A 13,965-nucleotide genomic window follows, 5' to 3' on the forward strand; every position below is an offset into this window, starting at 1 on the left:
GGTCAGCGGCACCTACATTGCGGCCTTCTACCTGGGGGGTACGGTGGCCGGGCTGGTCTATCCTCCCTTTATCGGCAAGGCCCCCTTGTGGGGCCTCGAGCTGGCCCTTCTGGCGGCCCTCCTGGCAATCCTGCTCGCGCCGCGGGCCCTGCGCTGAAGGCTAGGGGCCCAAAGCCCCGGCGAGGCGGGGGTACAATAGGGCCCCAAGCCCATAAAGCCCCATCCAGAATAAGTCCCCCACCCGAAGGCGCCTTTTTAGCACCTGGATCACCCCCAGCCAGAAGACCACCAACGAAACTGCAAGGCACAGGAGGCTCAAATGGGCCATGGACAGAGGGCTGGCCACCGCGCGGACCAGGAGCCAAGAGCCTCCGCTCATCACCAGGGGGAGCCATATGAGGACGGTGGCGTAAATCAGATGGCGGCGGCCCGGCATCCCAGCCCCCTAACCTACCCCTTCGGCCCGGAGCTCCTCGGCCAGCTTCTCATACCCCTTACGCCCCATCAGGGCGTAGGTGTACTCCTTCCCGAGTTCAACCCCCGGCTGGTCAAAGGCGTTGATGTTCCAAAGCTCGCCCAGATAGGCGGTCTGCCACATCAGGTGCTGCAGCAGCCAGCCCAGGTGGTAGGCGTCCAGCCGCTCCAGGAGGAGGGTGTAGTTGGGCTGATGGGCCTTGGCCAGGGCGTGGGCGGTGGCCTTGGCCTCGGCGGTGAGCAGCTCGAAGAAGGTCCGGCCAAACAGGTAGTCTAGCCCCTCTAAGCCCTTCACGGCGGGGATTTCCAGGTCTTCGCTGGGGTTTTCCAGGCGCACGAAGACCACCAGTTTATCGTGGGGTCCCTCCCGGAAGAGCTGCACCTGGGCGTGCTGGTCGGTGGTGCCGATGGCCCGCACAGCGGTGGTTCCGGTGCGCACCTCCTTGCCTTCCCGGTTGTATAGCTTGCCCAGCGACTCGTCGTGAAGCTGAACGAACCAGTCTGGTAGGTAGCGCAGGCGGGTGGAGTAGGGCATCAGCACCACGATGTTTAAGCCCTTTTGGGCGAAGAGGTGGTGGACCAGGGCGGTTTGGGCCGGAAGGTTGCGGGCCGCTTCGGACCGGGCCTGTTCGTTGGCCTTCCTGGCCCCGGCCAGCAGGTTCTCCAGGTCAACCCCTGCAAAGGCCAGCGGAAGGGTGCCCACCGGGCTGAGCACGCTAAAGCGGCCCCCGACAGAAGGGGGTATGTCAAAGGCTGTGAGCCCTTCCGCTGCGGCGTAGGGCCGCAGGATTCCCCGGCTGGGGTCGGTGGTGACCACCACGTGCTGCTGCCAGTTCTCTGCGCGCTCCAGCCAGCGGCGGAACACCAGAAAAGCGGCCATGGTCTCGGCGGTGGTGCCCGACTTGGAGATGACGTTGACCAGGGTTTTTTCTGGGTTCAAGCTGCGCAGCAGCTCGAGAACTGGCTCGGGCTCCACGTTGTCCACGAAGTGGAGCCGTACCGGCCCCTTGCCCAAGGCTGCCCCCACCGCCTGGGCCCCTAGGGCTGAACCGCCGATCCCCAGCACCACCAGGTCCTCTACCCAAGGCTGGGCCTCCCGGTAACGCCGCACCTGGCGCAGGGTTTCGGTGTCCTCGGGAAGGTCAATCCAGCCCAGGAAGGCCCCGGGGTCGGATTTGCGGGTTAGAATCTCGTCCCGGGCAGCCTCTAGGCGCTGGGCGTACGAGGTGAGGCTCGAGGTCCAGGCCACCCCGTTTGGCCCCACGCACTCTGGGGAGATGTTGCCTAGGTCAACCCTTAGCATGGGGCTAGTTTACCGCTTGGGGCCCTCCTGCCGTGGAGGGCTTCGGCCACGATGGGCTGGCGGGTTCGCAGCACGGTGTATAGGGTGGCTTTTGGGCCCTCGAGCCGGTCTACCGGCACTCCGTGGTCTTGCGGGGCCCTGGGGCCGGGGTTTCCTCGCCTTGACAAACCTCCGGGCACCCCTCTTTATACTGAACCCTATGCCGGACCCGACGCTCGTTGTGGTGGAATCCCCGGCCAAGGCCAAAAGCATCCAGAAGATGCTGGGGCCCGGCTATGAGGTGCGGGCCAGCAAGGGCCACGTGGCCGACCTTCCCGAGCGCGAGCTGGGCGTGGACGTGGAGGCCGACTTTGCTCCGCACTACGAGGTGAAGAAGGACAAGCAGCCGGTGGTGCAGGAGCTTAGGCGGGCCGCTCGGGGCCGGCGGGTGCTGATCGCCACAGACCCCGATCGCGAGGGCGAGGCCATCGGCTGGCACGTGGCCCGCCTGCTTGACCTTAACCCCCAAGACCCCGTGCGGGTGGAGTTCCACGAGATTACCCCCAGGGTGGTTCAGGCGGCGGTGCAAAGGCCTCGGCCCATTGACCAGAACCTGGTGGGCGCCCAGCAGGCCCGGCGGGTGCTGGACCGGCTGGTGGGCTATCAGCTCTCACCGGTTTTGAGCATGGAGTTTCGGCGGCGGGCCCTCTCGGCAGGGCGGGTGCAGTCGGTGGCGCTGCGGCTTTTGGTAGAGCGAGAGGAGGAGATCGAGCGCTTCCAGCCCCAGGAATACTGGACGGTGGAGGGGCGCTTTGAATCGGAGGGGCAGCGCTTTAGCGCCGAACTCTACAGCGTGCAGGGGAACCGGGTGCAGGGCGGGGGCCGTTTTCTTATCACCAGCCAGGCCCAGGCCCAGGCCATCGTGCAGCAGGCTAAAGCCGTTGCGGGCTACCAGATTGGGGAGATTGAGCGCCGGGAGCGCCGCCGCAACCCCCCGCCCCCCTTCACCACCTCCACCTTGCAGCAGGCCGCCAGCACCCGCCTGGGCTGGACTGCTAGCCGCACCATGCGGGTGGCCCAGCGGCTCTACGAGGGGGTAGAGCTCCCCGAAGGACCGGTGGGGCTCATCACCTACATGCGCACCGACTCCACCCGGGTATCCCAGGAAGCCCTGGCGGAGGTGCGGCGGTTCATCCCGCAGCGGTTTGGCCCTAGCTACCTGCCGGAAAAGCCCAACCAATTCGCCAGCAAGAAGGCGGCCAGCACCCAGGATGCCCACGAGGCCATCCGCCCCACCGCTGTGGAACGCACCCCGGAGGCGGTGCGCAAACACCTTACGGATGAGGAGTACCGGCTTTACCAGCTCATCTGGCAGCGCTTTGTGGCCTCCCAGATGACCCCTGCGGTCTACGACCAGACCACCGCGAGCGTGGTGGGGGGGGCGTTCGTGTTCCGAGCGGTGGGCTCGGTACTCAAGTTCGACGGGTTCCTCAGGGTGTACGGCCAGGAGGAAGCGGAGGAGGCCTCGGACCGTTCCCCGGAGGAAAAGCGGCTCCCTCCCCTGCGTGAAAGGGCCCCGGCTACCTTGGAAGAGCTCGTCCCCGAGCAGCACTTCACCGAGCCGCCTCCCCGCTACACCGACGCCAGCCTGGTCAAGACCCTGGAGGAGATGGGCATTGGTCGCCCTTCCACCTACGCTCCCACCATTGAGACCCTAGAGCGGCGCAGCTACGTTGAGCGGCAGGGCAAGACCCTCAAGCCCACCCCTTTGGGCCGCGAGGTGACCCACTACCTGATCCGGATGTTCCCCGATGTGGTGGCCTACGATTTTACCGCCCAGCTCGAGGCGCGGCTGGACGAGATTGAGGAGGGCAAGGCCCACTGGCCCAAGGTGGTACGGGAGTTCTACGAACCCTTCCTGGAGGACTTCCAAAAGGTCCCCAAGAAGCTCTGCCCGGAGTGTGGGCGGCCTTTGGAGCTCAAGGTTTCGCGCTTCGGCCAGTTCCTAGGATGCACCGGCTACCCGGAGTGTCGCTACACCGAGCGGCTCGAGCCCAAAAAGGCCCCCGAGCCCCTAGGGGAGCCCTGCCCCCAGTGCGGACAAGGCCAGCTCGTGCGGCGCTTTGGCCGCTACGGCAGCTTCATTAGCTGCGACCGCTACCCAGCCTGTACCTACACCCGCGACGAGGCCCCCTCCACGGGCCTGGAATGCCCCAAGTGCCGCGCCGGGGAGGTGGTCCAGAAGACCAGCAAGCGGGGTAAACCCTACTACCGCTGCAGCAACCCGGTCTGCGACTTCCTGGTCTTTGACCCTCCCCTGGCCGAAAAATGCTCCCTGTGCGGGTGGAACGAGCTGGACAAGGGTAAGGGCCGGGCCTGTTCCAACCCGGCTTGCGAGCGCTATGGGGGCCCCCGGACACAGCCCAAGGGCAAGCCCCAGAGGGGGAAAAAGGCCCCCGAAAAGGGCAAGGGGAAGCCCTCCAAGACCTCCTGGGCCGAGCTCGAGGCCTTCCTGCCCCTAGCCGGCCTGTCCCCGGAGCAGGCGGAGGTCGCCCGCCTCACCCAAGGGCAGCAAAAAGCCGTTCCCCAAGCTGCCTCGGCCCTGGGGAAGACTGAGGCGGAGACCCTGAGGCTCTTCCGGCAGGCCATGTTCAAGCTGCGAATGGAGTACGGCAAGGCCCGCAAGGCCAAAGAACCGGTGGGCACCTGAATGAAGCTCCATCTGGTGCGGCTTGCCAGGGCCCAAGGAGAGGTTCGGTTCCCTGGAGTGAGACCCTTTCGCGCCTACCTTTTGGAAGCGGCTGAGGAGGTCGGGCAGGGGCGGCTGTACCTCCTTCTGGAAGGGGAGCTGGTAATTGACCTACCCGACGGCGGCTACCTGCACCTGCGCAGGGGGGAGGCCGCCCACCTGGCGGGGCCCCACCGCCTTGTTCCCATAGACCCCAGCATCCTCGCGGTGTGGGAGACCGAAGCAGCCCCCTGAAAGCCGCGCCTCCCGGTTTGGCTCGAGGCCCCAGAAGATGGACGGGCCCCACTTTGTGAGGCCACCCCCCCACCTATCATGGAACTAGGGTTATGAACCGGGTGGCGGTATTCATTGACGGGAGCAACCTGTATAAAGGCCTGGTCACCACCCTGGGCCCCGATTACCGGTTGGACTTCGTGGCCTTTGTCTCGGCCCTGGCAGCGGGAAGACCCCTCCTCAGGGCCTACTACTACAACGCCCCCCTGCCCAGCGACGACCCCGCGGCCAAGGCCCACCAGGGGTTCCTCAACTACCTGCGGCGGGCGCCCTATGTGACGGTGCGGCTGGGCCGGCTGGAGCGGCGGGGCGAGGCCTTTGTGGAAAAAGGGGTGGACATCCAGATCGCCGTGGACATGCTGAAGCTGGCCTACGCCAACGCCTACGATGTGGCTGTCTTGGTCTCAGGGGACAGCGACTTCGCGGAGGTTTTCAAGGTCCTCCAGGACATGGGCAAGCAGGTGGAGAACACCACCTTCCAGGCCCTCTCCTCCCACCGCCTGGCCCAGCAGGCCGACCGGTACTACCCCCTGGATGGGCTGCCCTGGGAGGAGCTCAGGGCCAAGACCTTTGAAGCCGAAGAGCTGCCGCTGGAGTAATCAGGCCAAGAAGACCGCCCCCGGCCTGCGCTTTCCGCACAAAGCCCAGGCCGCCTCCTGGCCTAAAAGCGCCCCCAGCACGTTGCCGGTTCCGCTGTAGCCCCCGATGGCCCAGACCCCAGGCCGCACCTCCTCGGCAATCGGCAGCCCCGTGGGGGTGTAGCCCACCAAGGCCGCCCAGCGGTGGACGACGGGGGCCTGCACGCCTAGGCTGGTCAGCAGCCCCTCTAGAGCCTGCTGGAGCTGGGGGGTGGGTTGGCTCGAGAGCGTCCACTCCGCCTCGCCCCCCAGGTCGCGCAACCCCCCCAGGGCCAGCCGCCCATCGGGAAGCTGCTGCCAGTAGTCGTAGCCCCAGCGCCGGTAGACCGGTCGGGGGAAGCGGGGCGGTATGGGGGCGGTGGCCAGCATCTGCAGCCGGGCGGTGCGCACCCTTCCCGAAAGCTCCGGGAGGAGCCGCTCGAGCCCCCCGTCCACCGCCACCAACACCCCCGAGCAGCGCACCCGCCCCTGGGGGGTCCGCACCTCGTTCCCGCTGATCTCCAGCACTGGGCTGTGCTCAAAGAGCAGTGCTCCGGCTTCCCGGGCCTGCTGGGCCAGGGTGCGGCAGCGCAACAGGGGGTTCATGGCTGCATCGTCGGGCAGAAGGATTCCCTGGCCTTCTGGCCCCTCGTAGGGTAGGGCCCGGAAGCCATCGGCCCGCAGGGCCTCCAGATGGGCCCGGCAGTCTTGGAGTTCCTCTTCCGAAGCAGCAATCCGGAGCGAGCCCACCCTGCGGATGACCTCCGGGGTCTCGCGGGCCATCTGGTCTATCTGGGCCAAGGTGGCCTGGTAGACCCGCTGGGCGAAGCCGTGGCCGTGCTCCTGCACGGCTTGATGATAGAACTTAGCTAGTCCAGCCAGCAAAAATCCCCCGTTGCGCCCTGCTGCCCCGGCCGCCACCGGTCCCGCATCCACCCCCACCACCCGCCGCCCGAGCCGCAGCAGCTCGCGCACCGCGGCGAGGCCCGAGCCGCCCAGCCCCACCACGCAGAACTCGGTTTTTAGGGTGCCCTCGAGCCTTGGGAAGCCCTGCCATTTTCCGTCCTCCCAGACCGGCGTGCTCATCGGCCTAAGCATATACCGCCTCCCCGCAGGAAGCCCCTTTCCGGAGCAGTGTGAGCCCGTGCGGTTGTCGGCCTTCCGAACCAGCGTATGCTTTAGGCATGACCGCCTTTGCGGTAGAGAAACTAGGGCGGGTTCCCTACAAACAAGCCTGGGACTACCAGAAGCAGGTGCACGCTGAGGTGGTGGCGGGCCTCCGGCCGCCCACCCTGCTGCTGCTGGAGCATCCCCGGACCATCACCTTGGGCCGGGCCGCCAAGCCCGAGCACCTGCTGCTCTCCGAGGCCCAGTACCGCGCCATGGGCATTGAGCTCTTCCAGATTGAGCGGGGTGGGGACGTTACCTACCACGGCCCGGGACAGTTGGTGGGCTACCCCATCTTCCCGGTAGGAAGGCAGGTGCGGGGGTTTCTGCGGCGGCTCGAGCAGGCCATTTTGCTGGTGGCGGCCAGCTACGGCATCCAGGCCTACCCCAGCCCGGGCTACGCCGGGGTCTGGGTGCGGCGGGAAGCCCCCGTGGAGGGCTGGCCCGACCTGGAGGAAAAGCTCTGCGCTTTTGGGGTCGCCATACGGCAGGACGTGGCCCTGCACGGCTTTGCCCTGAACGTGAACACCCACCTGGACGATTTCAGCCTGATTGTGCCCTGCGGCCTGAAGGACAAAGGCGTGACCTCGCTGGAGAAAATTCTAGGCCACCCCCTTAGCATGGAGGAGGTCATGGAGCGGGTGGTGGCGGCCTTCGCCCAGGTTTTTCCCAGCTTCGCCAAGGAGCCGGTATGAGCAACCTCAAGACCATTGAACTCCCCGACTTTGAGCACGGGGGCCTCATCGAGCTTAGGGTCGTCCCGGGTGGCCTCATGCGGTCCCGCCCGGAGCCGGTGGACCGGAACAAGCCGGCCTGGCTGAGGGCCACCGCCCCCACCGGACCCAACTACCACCGCCTGAAGGAGCTAACCCAGCGCCTGCGCCTTTCCACGGTCTGCCAGGAGGCCAGGTGCCCCAACATCGGGGAGTGCTGGGGCCACGGGACCATGACCATCATGGTACTGGGCAGCGTCTGCACCCGGGCCTGCAAGTTCTGCGCGGTGGACACCGGAAACCCCCGGGGCTGGATTGACCCCTTTGAACCCCTCCACGTAGCCCAGGCGGTGGCCGAGCTGGGGCTCAGGTACGTGGTGCTGACCTCGGTGGACCGCGACGACCTGCCCGACGGCGGGGCGGCCCACTTCGCGGAGTGCGTGCGGCAGATTAAGCGGCTGGACCCCAACGTCAAAGTGGAGACCCTGACCCCCGACTTCCAAGGCAACCTGGCCTGCGTGGAAACGGTGCTGCAAGGAGGGCAGGAGGTCTTCGCCCACAACCTCGAGACCGTTCGCCGCCTCACCCCCAAGGTGCGCGACCCCCGGGCCAGCTACGACCAGAGCCTGAGCGTCCTGGCCCATGCCAAGAAGGTGCGGCCAGGGGTGCTGACCAAGTCCAGCCTGATGCTGGGCCTGGGGGAGAGCGAGGAGGAAATCCGCCAGGCCATGCGCGACCTGCGAGCCGTGGGGGTGGACATCCTCACCCTCGGCCAGTACCTGCGCCCCACCCAGCACCACCTCCCCGTGGTCCGCTACGTGACCCCCGAGGAGTTCGTTCGGTACCGCGAATGGGGCTATGAGGAGGGCTTTTTGGAGGTCTTCAGCGGCCCCTTGGTGCGCAGCTCCTACCGCGCCGAAAAGGTCTTCTTCGAGGCCACCGATATATGAGCGCTCTTCGTTCCAAACCCCACCCTTCCGGCCGATGGCTGGCCTGGGGCGACGCTTTATGCATTGTTCTATTTGCCCTCTTAGGGCTAAAGAGCCACGGGGAGCCGATAACCCTTTCGGGCCTCCTCCGCAACGCCCTGCCCATCCTGCTGGTCTGGTTCCTCCTGGCCCCCTTCTTGCGCACCTATACCCGCCCCACCTGGCGCAACCTGCTCTACACGTGGGCCCTGGCGGTGAGCGCGGGGGTCTGGCTGCGGGCCATGGTGCTGCAGAGGCCCTTTGACCTAGGCTACCTAGTCTTCTGGACGGTGAGCCTGGGGGCCACCCTGGTGCTGCTGCTGGCCTGGCGTGGGCTGGCCCTGGGGGTGCTCTCGCGAAGGGCCTAGGCGGGCCTGGAGGGGTTTGCCCGGGGTTTGGGTGGCGCTTAGGCCCAAATCTTGATATACTTAGTTGGGATTGAGGCCCGTGGTCGGAGTTGCCAGATGGGGATGAAACGCTTGACCAAGCAGCGCAGGGCAGTGCTCGAGGTGGTGCAGAACGCAAAGGGCCACCACCCCGACGCGGCCTGGGTCTACGCGGAAGTCCGCAAGAAGGTGCCCAGCATCAGCCTGGGGACGGTCTACCGCACCCTTGAGGCCCTTACCAAGGAGGGCTACTTGGTGCCCCTTTCCCGTCCCGGGGAGGCGGTGCGCTACGAGGCCAATCCGGACGGGCACCTGCACCTGGTCTGCCGCAAGTGCAACCGGTTTTTTGACATCGTGCACCCCTTGCCTGACCTGTTGAGCGAGGTCCGGGCCAAGTACCCTGGCTTTGAGATTGACCACGTGCAGGTGGAGTACGAAGGGCTCTGCCCGACCTGCCGCGAGAATTCCCAGCCCTAGGCCAGAACTAGCTGGGCCAGCTCCTCGGGCCGCTCCTGGTGGGGCAGGTGGCCTGCCCCCGGGATGACCTGAAACCGGGCCCCTGGGATGAGCCGGGCCAGCCTCTGGCCTGCCTCTGCCGGGATGATGCCGTCCTGCTCCCCCCACACTACCTGGGTGGGCTTATCAAGGGAGGCTAGCTGGGCAGCCGAGGGGGTCCAGAGCCGCTCCAGGGCCATCCAGCGGAACGCGGAGAAGAAGGCCCGCCGCTGCTCATCGCTCCAGACCCGGTCCCAGACCCGCTCCCGCAGGAAGGCCCGCTCCTCGGCGGGAAGGGCCTCGAGGTTGGCGTAGTAGGGGCGCAGGCTCTCGTAGGCGGCCTCCTGGGAGGCGCGAAGGCGGTTGTAAAGCCGCTCCCCTTGGCCTGGGATCAGGAACAGGAGCTGGAGCTTGCTGGGTCTGCCGCCCATTGGGGGGCCCCCCACCAGGACCAGCCGGGCCACCCGCTCGGGCCAGCGCAGGGTCATCCGCAAGGCTACCGCCCCACCCATGGAGCTGCCCACCAGCACCGCCTGGGACAGCTCGAGCCGCTCCAACAGCGCGGTGAGGGTTTTGGCGAAGAAGCCCAAGGTGTAGGCCCGTCGGGGGTGCCCCGAGCGGCCAAACCCGGGCAGGTCCGGGGCGATGACCCGGCCTCTCCTCATGAGCAGGGGAAATACCCTCCGCCAGCTATCCGCATCGTCGCCCAGCCCGTGAATGAGCAGGAAGGGGGGCTCTTCGGCTAAGGCGGGGCCAGAATCGTATAGAAAAATATCCACGCCGTTGGCCTGCGTCCTGCGAAGGTAGGGTTTTAGGGTCTCGGGAACGGAAAACTTAGGCTTCATAAGGCCTCCGCAAGGCGCTTGAAGACCTCCGGCATCTCGGGGCACCCTCCCCCGTCGGCCCAGCCAAACCGCAGGTCTGCCAGGGGGCCCGGCCCCACCCCCATACCCCGGGGGAACCACTCCCTGTAGTCCAGGCTCCCGGCCACCTCCTGCCCACCAAAGGCCTCCTGGAAACGGCGCACCTCCAGCGGGTGGCCGAAGTGGAAGGCGTAGGTGTGGGCTTTTTCCTGCCAAAGAAAGCGAGGCCGGTAAGGGTGGTCGTACAGCTCCCCAGGGCGGCGTAGAAAAACCCTGGCCCGGCCAGGCCGAAGGCGCAAGGTGGCCTCCAGCACCTCTCCCAGGGCCCCGAAGCTCCCTACAAAAGGCCGCACCAGATCGTAGCCCTGCACGTTTTTGACCGTGAGCCCCCCGGCCCGCACCACCCGCCCCTTAGGGGTGCGAAAGCACAGCCCCAGCACCTCGGCCGCGAAGAAAAAGGTCTGGCCGAACCCGCCCCGCTGCAGAAGGCCGCCCAGCCCTCCCGGAAGCTCCACCGGGGGGAAAGGGGGAAAAAGGCCCTGCGGCAGCGCGGCCCAGATTTCCATCAGAGGGGTGTCGCCCGTGGCCACCAGGTACTGGTCGGCGGCGGAGACCCTGAGCACCGGCACCCTTCTATGCTATCCTCCCCGGGCCTAGCGAAACAATCCACAGCGCTCGGCGTAGGGGCTTGGTATAAGCCCGGGCTGCTGGTCAAAGGCCATGGCGTAGCCGCTTTTTGCCTCGGGCCAGCCCTGTAGGTAGGGGGCCCCGGTGACGGCGAAGTTGACCCATTGCAACTGGAGGGCCTGGGCCAGCCGCCTCGAGCCCTCCAGGGCCTCTTGGGTCAGAAAGAGGGCCTGGGCCGGCCAGGTGTTCTCGGTGCCGAAGAGCAAGGGCAGCTCAATGCCGTGGAAGCTCCCCAGTGCCTCCAGCACCGGTGAGGCCCAGCGCACCAGATAGGCGTAGGTGGGGGCGTGAGGGGCCTGGGCCTCCGCAGCCTCCAGGCTGGGGCAGAGCAGGATGCGGTCGGTCTGAAAGTAGGCCCAGGCCTCGGCGGGGTCCGCGGCGCGGGGGCGGTAGAGCTCCACCGCCCGGCGGCCCTGGCCGGGGAGCTTTTCCTCTACCCGTTGGGCGAACCCCTCCCAGCTCGAGGGCCCCACGAAGCGTTCACCCCAGGCTTCCTGGGCGGTGGCCCCGGCGATTAGGGGAATTTCCGAGGCGGCGCCTTCCCGGAGGGCCTGGAGGGGTGGCTTGGCCAGCACCACCCCGTCTAGGTGGGGCTTCCAAGGCGCCTGGGCAAACTCCCCCGCCTCCACCCGCCGCAGCAGCGCCCCAATGCTCCGGTCCTCAGGGGGGAAGATACGCTCTAGAGGCAGGCTGCGCAAGCAGGCCAGGTTGTCCGGGCCACAGCCCATCTGGGCTGCCCAGCGCCGCCCGGCCTCAAAGCCCTCCTCCAGCGTGCGCACATAGCCGCAGCCCCCCGACTGGACAATGGCCTTGTGGAAGAGGCCCCGGGCCTGGGAAACGGCCATCAGGGTGCAAACCGCCATCCCCCCAGCGGAGTGCCCAAAAAGGGTGACGTTGTCAGGGTTACCGCCGAAGGCCTGGATGTTGCGCTGCACCCAGCGCAGGGCCAGAAGCATGTCCAGCAGCCCATAGTTGCCGGTGCTGCCCTGGGGGGACTCCCGCTGGAGGGCGGGCAGGGCCAGCCAGCCTAGGGGCCCCAACCGGTAGTTGAAGCCCACCAGCACCACCCCCTGGGCCGCCAGGGCGGTTCCGTCGTACAGCGGCTCCGCCCAGCCCCCTCCGGTGTAGCTCCCCCCGTGGATGAAGACCATTACCGGATGGCCCTCAGGGGGTGGTGGCCTCAGGGGGGCCCAGACCGCTAGGTTCAAGCAGTCCTCACTTTGGGGGGGAAGATACCCCCCTAGGCGGGTCGTAAAGACGCCGCGCTGGGGGCAAGCCGGGCCGGGCGCGGTGGCCCGGAAAACCCCCTCGAGCCTCAGCACCGGCTCTGGCTTCTTCCACCGCTCCGCCTTGGCGTAGGGGATGCCCAAAAAGTAGGCCACCTGGGCTTTCTCGTTTACCCCACCCTGGATGCGGCCCTGAGGGGTGAACACCCAGACCGAATGGGCCCATCCTAGGCCCCAAAGGATGCAAATAAGGAGAACCAGCCAACGCACAGTAGAAATTCTAGGGTCCAAAACCGGCGTGCGGCGTTCTCGGAGGCTTTTTTCCCCACCGCCCTCAGCTTGGCTGGCAGAATCAAGGATCTCCAATTAGCATCGGGGTGTGAGCGATCGGATGTCCGCGTTTTGCCTGGAGGCCCGGCCGGTGCCCCGGGTCTGGGGGGGGCGGCTTCTCGCCCAAAGGCTTGGTCTGGTATCCTCGGAGCCCATTGGCGAGCTTTGGCTGGCCTACGATAGGAATCCTATCCGCTCGGGGCCAGCGGCGGGTCGAAGTCTAGATGAGGTTTTGTGTGGGCTAGGGCCGGGTTTTTTAGGGGAGGTGCCCTATGGGCGGTATGGCCTCGAGCTGCCCCTTTTGGTGAAGTTCCTCAACACCGCGGAGTGGCTCTCGGTGCAGGTGCACCCTGACGATGCCTATGCCCACACGGTGGAGGCGACGAGCGGCTTTCACGGCAAGACCGAGGCCTGGTATGTCCTGGAAGGGGAAGGGGAGGTGGTCTACGGCCTGCGGGCGCCTGTGGGGCGGGAGAGCCTGCGCCAAGCGGCGTTAGACGGCAGCCTGTGGGGCCTTCTGCACCGGGAGCGGGTGGGTCCCGGACAGACAATAGGGGTCCCGGCGGGGACCATACACGCCCTGGGCCCCGGGCTGCTGCTCTACGAGGTCCAGCAGCGCTCAGACCTGACCTACCGCCTTTACGACTACGGGCGGCCCCGCGAGCTGCACCTGGAAAAAGCCTTGGATGTGGCCCGCCTGGAGCCCACCCCTCGGCCCCGGCTCCAGCCCCTTCCCGGCCACCAAAAGGAGGTGTTGCTGGCCTGTGAGGCCTTTGTGCTCGAGCGCCACGCCTTGCGAGGACGCCGCTGCTTTCGGGCACCCGAGGAGAGCTTTTTGCTGCTCACCCTTGTCGGGGGCGCTGCTGAGTGGGTGGAAGGTCGGCTTGGCTGGGGTGATACCCTACTCATCGGCGCCCAGAGGGCCCTGGAGCTGGTAGGGGAGGCCGAGTTCTTGGGGGCCTTCGTGCCTTCCCCGGAGCGGCTGGCTTGGTATCCCCAAACGGTCAGGATGTAGCGTTACTTAGCTTTGCGGCCGGGGCTAGGTTTGGTGGGGGCTGTGCGGGGCTTGTTGAAGCGGGGAAGGAGGAAGAGGGCTAGGAGGATAAGCGGGATGGAAACGATCTGGGTAGCGGTGAAAAAGCCCACCCCGGCCTGCTCGTTCAGGTAGACCCTGAGCCACAGGGGATTGAGGCGGAAGGTTTCCTCAAAGACCGAGCGCAGCAGGCTGTACCAGAGCACAAACTGCCAGAACACGTAGCCGAAGGCCCGGTTCTGACGCAGCCAGTGAAGGGAGAGCAGAAACAGGGCAAGGCCGATGAGGACCCCGTAGAGCTGGGTGAAGTGTACCGGGCCCCGCACCAGGGCCTCAGGGGCGCAGCGGGCCACCTCGCTGATGTCCTGGATGCCGGGGCAGACCCCGGGAAAGCCCCGGGCCCACTCCGGCCAGGTGAAGCCGATGGGCCACTGGGTGAGCCGACCGACCGTATCGGAGCCGTTCATGATGTTGCCAAGCCGCCCCGCTGCAACCCCGATGGCAATACCCGGCACGGTGGCGTCTAGATAGGCCCAGATGGGAATCCTGTGGCGGTAGTAGTGGTAGACGAAGGGCACCAGCCCCCCGAGGATGGCCCCGTGGAAGGAGAGCCCCCCCTGCCAGATGAAGAGGGCCGCGATGGGGTTGGTGCTGAACTCGGCGGGGCTGGTGCCCTTCGTCTACCACTACTACCGCCACAGG

General features: G+C 66.8%; 14 protein-coding genes and 1 pseudogene. 8 read left to right on the top strand and 7 right to left on the bottom strand.

Features of this window, described 5'->3' with window-relative positions; genetic code table 11:
• Window positions 1–160: 160 nt before the first annotated feature.
• Both Mlute_RS10525 and Mlute_RS10530 read right to left on the bottom strand, forming a co-directional pair.
• Window positions 161–436: a hypothetical protein gene (locus tag Mlute_RS10525; RefSeq protein ID WP_119360609.1), complete on the bottom strand. Its 276-nt coding sequence runs from the start codon at window positions 434–436 to the stop codon at window positions 161–163.
• A 9-nt stretch (window positions 437–445) separates the two neighbouring features.
• The gene (locus tag Mlute_RS10530; RefSeq protein ID WP_119360610.1) at window positions 446–1,777 is read right to left on the bottom strand and encodes a glucose-6-phosphate isomerase; all 1,332 of its coding nucleotides are present in this window, start codon (window positions 1,775–1,777) and stop codon (window positions 446–448) included.
• A gap of 199 nt (window positions 1,778–1,976) precedes the next feature.
• Here Mlute_RS10530 and topA point away from each other — a divergent pair, with 199 nt between their 5' ends.
• From topA to Mlute_RS10545, 3 genes are all read left to right on the top strand, one after another.
• Window positions 1,977–4,466: a type I DNA topoisomerase gene (topA, locus tag Mlute_RS10535; RefSeq protein WP_119360611.1), complete on the top strand. Its 2,490-nt coding sequence runs from the start codon at window positions 1,977–1,979 to the stop codon at window positions 4,464–4,466.
• Window positions 4,467–4,523: 57 nt separating this feature from the next.
• A complete protein-coding gene (locus Mlute_RS10540; protein WP_342770220.1) occupies window positions 4,524–4,739 on the top strand; it encodes a hypothetical protein in 216 nt (71 codons plus the stop codon).
• Window positions 4,740–4,831: 92 nt separating this feature from the next.
• On the top strand, window positions 4,832–5,377 hold the full coding sequence (locus Mlute_RS10545; RefSeq protein WP_119360613.1) for a LabA-like NYN domain-containing protein: 546 nt from the start codon (window positions 4,832–4,834) through the stop codon (window positions 5,375–5,377).
• On the opposite strand, the gene Mlute_RS10550 is transcribed toward Mlute_RS10545, so the two are convergent.
• Complete coding sequence (locus Mlute_RS10550; protein WP_119360614.1) at window positions 5,378–6,481, bottom strand: NAD(P)/FAD-dependent oxidoreductase; 1,104 nt, start codon at window positions 6,479–6,481, stop codon at window positions 5,378–5,380.
• A gap of 98 nt (window positions 6,482–6,579) precedes the next feature.
• Between Mlute_RS10550 and lipB the strand changes: the two genes are divergently transcribed.
• The 4 genes from lipB to perR all read left to right on the top strand — a co-directional run bounded on the left by lipB (window position 6,580) and on the right by perR (window position 9,106).
• On the top strand, window positions 6,580–7,257 hold the full coding sequence (gene lipB, locus Mlute_RS10555; protein ID WP_119360615.1) for a lipoyl(octanoyl) transferase LipB: 678 nt from the start codon (window positions 6,580–6,582) through the stop codon (window positions 7,255–7,257).
• A complete protein-coding gene (gene lipA, locus Mlute_RS10560) occupies window positions 7,254–8,225 on the top strand; it encodes a lipoyl synthase (protein WP_119360616.1) in 972 nt (323 codons plus the stop codon). Before lipB ends, lipA begins: the two co-directional genes overlap by 4 nt.
• A complete protein-coding gene (locus Mlute_RS10565) occupies window positions 8,222–8,611 on the top strand; it encodes a DUF3054 domain-containing protein (RefSeq protein WP_119360617.1) in 390 nt (129 codons plus the stop codon). The genes lipA and Mlute_RS10565 overlap by 4 nt, the downstream gene beginning before the upstream one ends.
• A 96-nt stretch (window positions 8,612–8,707) precedes the next feature.
• Window positions 8,708–9,106, top strand: coding sequence for a manganese-dependent transcriptional regulator PerR (perR, locus tag Mlute_RS10570; RefSeq protein WP_182482539.1), 399 nt, complete (start codon window positions 8,708–8,710; stop codon window positions 9,104–9,106).
• Here perR and Mlute_RS10575 read toward each other — a convergent pair.
• The 3 genes from Mlute_RS10575 to Mlute_RS10585 form a co-directional block, all read right to left on the bottom strand.
• Window positions 9,103–9,969: an alpha/beta fold hydrolase gene (locus Mlute_RS10575; protein ID WP_119360619.1), complete on the bottom strand. Its 867-nt coding sequence runs from the start codon at window positions 9,967–9,969 to the stop codon at window positions 9,103–9,105. The two genes, perR and Mlute_RS10575, sit on opposite strands and share 4 nt — an antisense overlap.
• Window positions 9,966–10,553, bottom strand: a complete 588-nt coding sequence (locus Mlute_RS10580) for a DUF5639 domain-containing protein (protein WP_182482540.1) — start codon at window positions 10,551–10,553, stop codon at window positions 9,966–9,968. Before Mlute_RS10580 ends, Mlute_RS10575 begins: the two co-directional genes overlap by 4 nt.
• An 87-nt stretch (window positions 10,554–10,640) precedes the next feature.
• Window positions 10,641–12,170, bottom strand: a complete 1,530-nt coding sequence (locus tag Mlute_RS10585; protein WP_119360620.1) for a carboxylesterase/lipase family protein — start codon at window positions 12,168–12,170, stop codon at window positions 10,641–10,643.
• Between the two features lie 121 nt (window positions 12,171–12,291).
• Here Mlute_RS10585 and Mlute_RS10590 point away from each other — a divergent pair, with 121 nt between their 5' ends.
• On the top strand, window positions 12,292–13,245 hold the full coding sequence (locus tag Mlute_RS10590) for a type I phosphomannose isomerase catalytic subunit (protein ID WP_119360621.1): 954 nt from the start codon (window positions 12,292–12,294) through the stop codon (window positions 13,243–13,245).
• A 2-nt stretch (window positions 13,246–13,247) separates the two neighbouring features.
• On the opposite strand, the pseudogene Mlute_RS10595 reads toward Mlute_RS10590, so the two are convergent.
• Window positions 13,248–13,934, bottom strand: a pseudogene (locus tag Mlute_RS10595) (prolipoprotein diacylglyceryl transferase); the annotation flags it as partial.
• Window positions 13,935–13,965: the final 31 nt, after the last annotated feature.

The sequence above is a fragment of the Meiothermus luteus genome (assembly GCF_003574085.1).
Lineage (GTDB): Bacteria > Deinococcota > Deinococci > Deinococcales > Thermaceae > Meiothermus > Meiothermus luteus.

Bases quoted from the DNA above. Each gene is read 5' to 3' on its own strand.
- Mlute_RS10525 (WP_119360609.1), bottom strand. From the start codon at position 436: ATGCCGGGCCGCCGCCATCTGATTTACGCCACCGTCCTCATATGGCTC.
- Mlute_RS10530 (WP_119360610.1), bottom strand. From the start codon at position 1,777: ATGCTAAGGGTTGACCTAGGCAACATCTCCCCAGAGTGCGTGGGGCCA.
- topA (WP_119360611.1), top strand. From the start codon at position 1,977: ATGCCGGACCCGACGCTCGTTGTGGTGGAATCCCCGGCCAAGGCCAAA.
- Mlute_RS10545 (WP_119360613.1), top strand. From the start codon at position 4,832: ATGAACCGGGTGGCGGTATTCATTGACGGGAGCAACCTGTATAAAGGC.
- Mlute_RS10550 (WP_119360614.1), bottom strand. From the start codon at position 6,481: ATGAGCACGCCGGTCTGGGAGGACGGAAAATGGCAGGGCTTCCCAAGG.
- lipB (WP_119360615.1), top strand. From the start codon at position 6,580: ATGACCGCCTTTGCGGTAGAGAAACTAGGGCGGGTTCCCTACAAACAA.
- lipA (WP_119360616.1), top strand. From the start codon at position 7,254: ATGAGCAACCTCAAGACCATTGAACTCCCCGACTTTGAGCACGGGGGC.
- Mlute_RS10565 (WP_119360617.1), top strand. From the start codon at position 8,222: ATGAGCGCTCTTCGTTCCAAACCCCACCCTTCCGGCCGATGGCTGGCC.
- perR (WP_182482539.1), top strand. From the start codon at position 8,708: ATGGGGATGAAACGCTTGACCAAGCAGCGCAGGGCAGTGCTCGAGGTG.
- Mlute_RS10575 (WP_119360619.1), bottom strand. From the start codon at position 9,969: ATGAAGCCTAAGTTTTCCGTTCCCGAGACCCTAAAACCCTACCTTCGC.
- Mlute_RS10580 (WP_182482540.1), bottom strand. From the start codon at position 10,553: ATGGAAATCTGGGCCGCGCTGCCGCAGGGCCTTTTTCCCCCTTTCCCC.
- Mlute_RS10590 (WP_119360621.1), top strand. From the start codon at position 12,292: ATGTCCGCGTTTTGCCTGGAGGCCCGGCCGGTGCCCCGGGTCTGGGGG.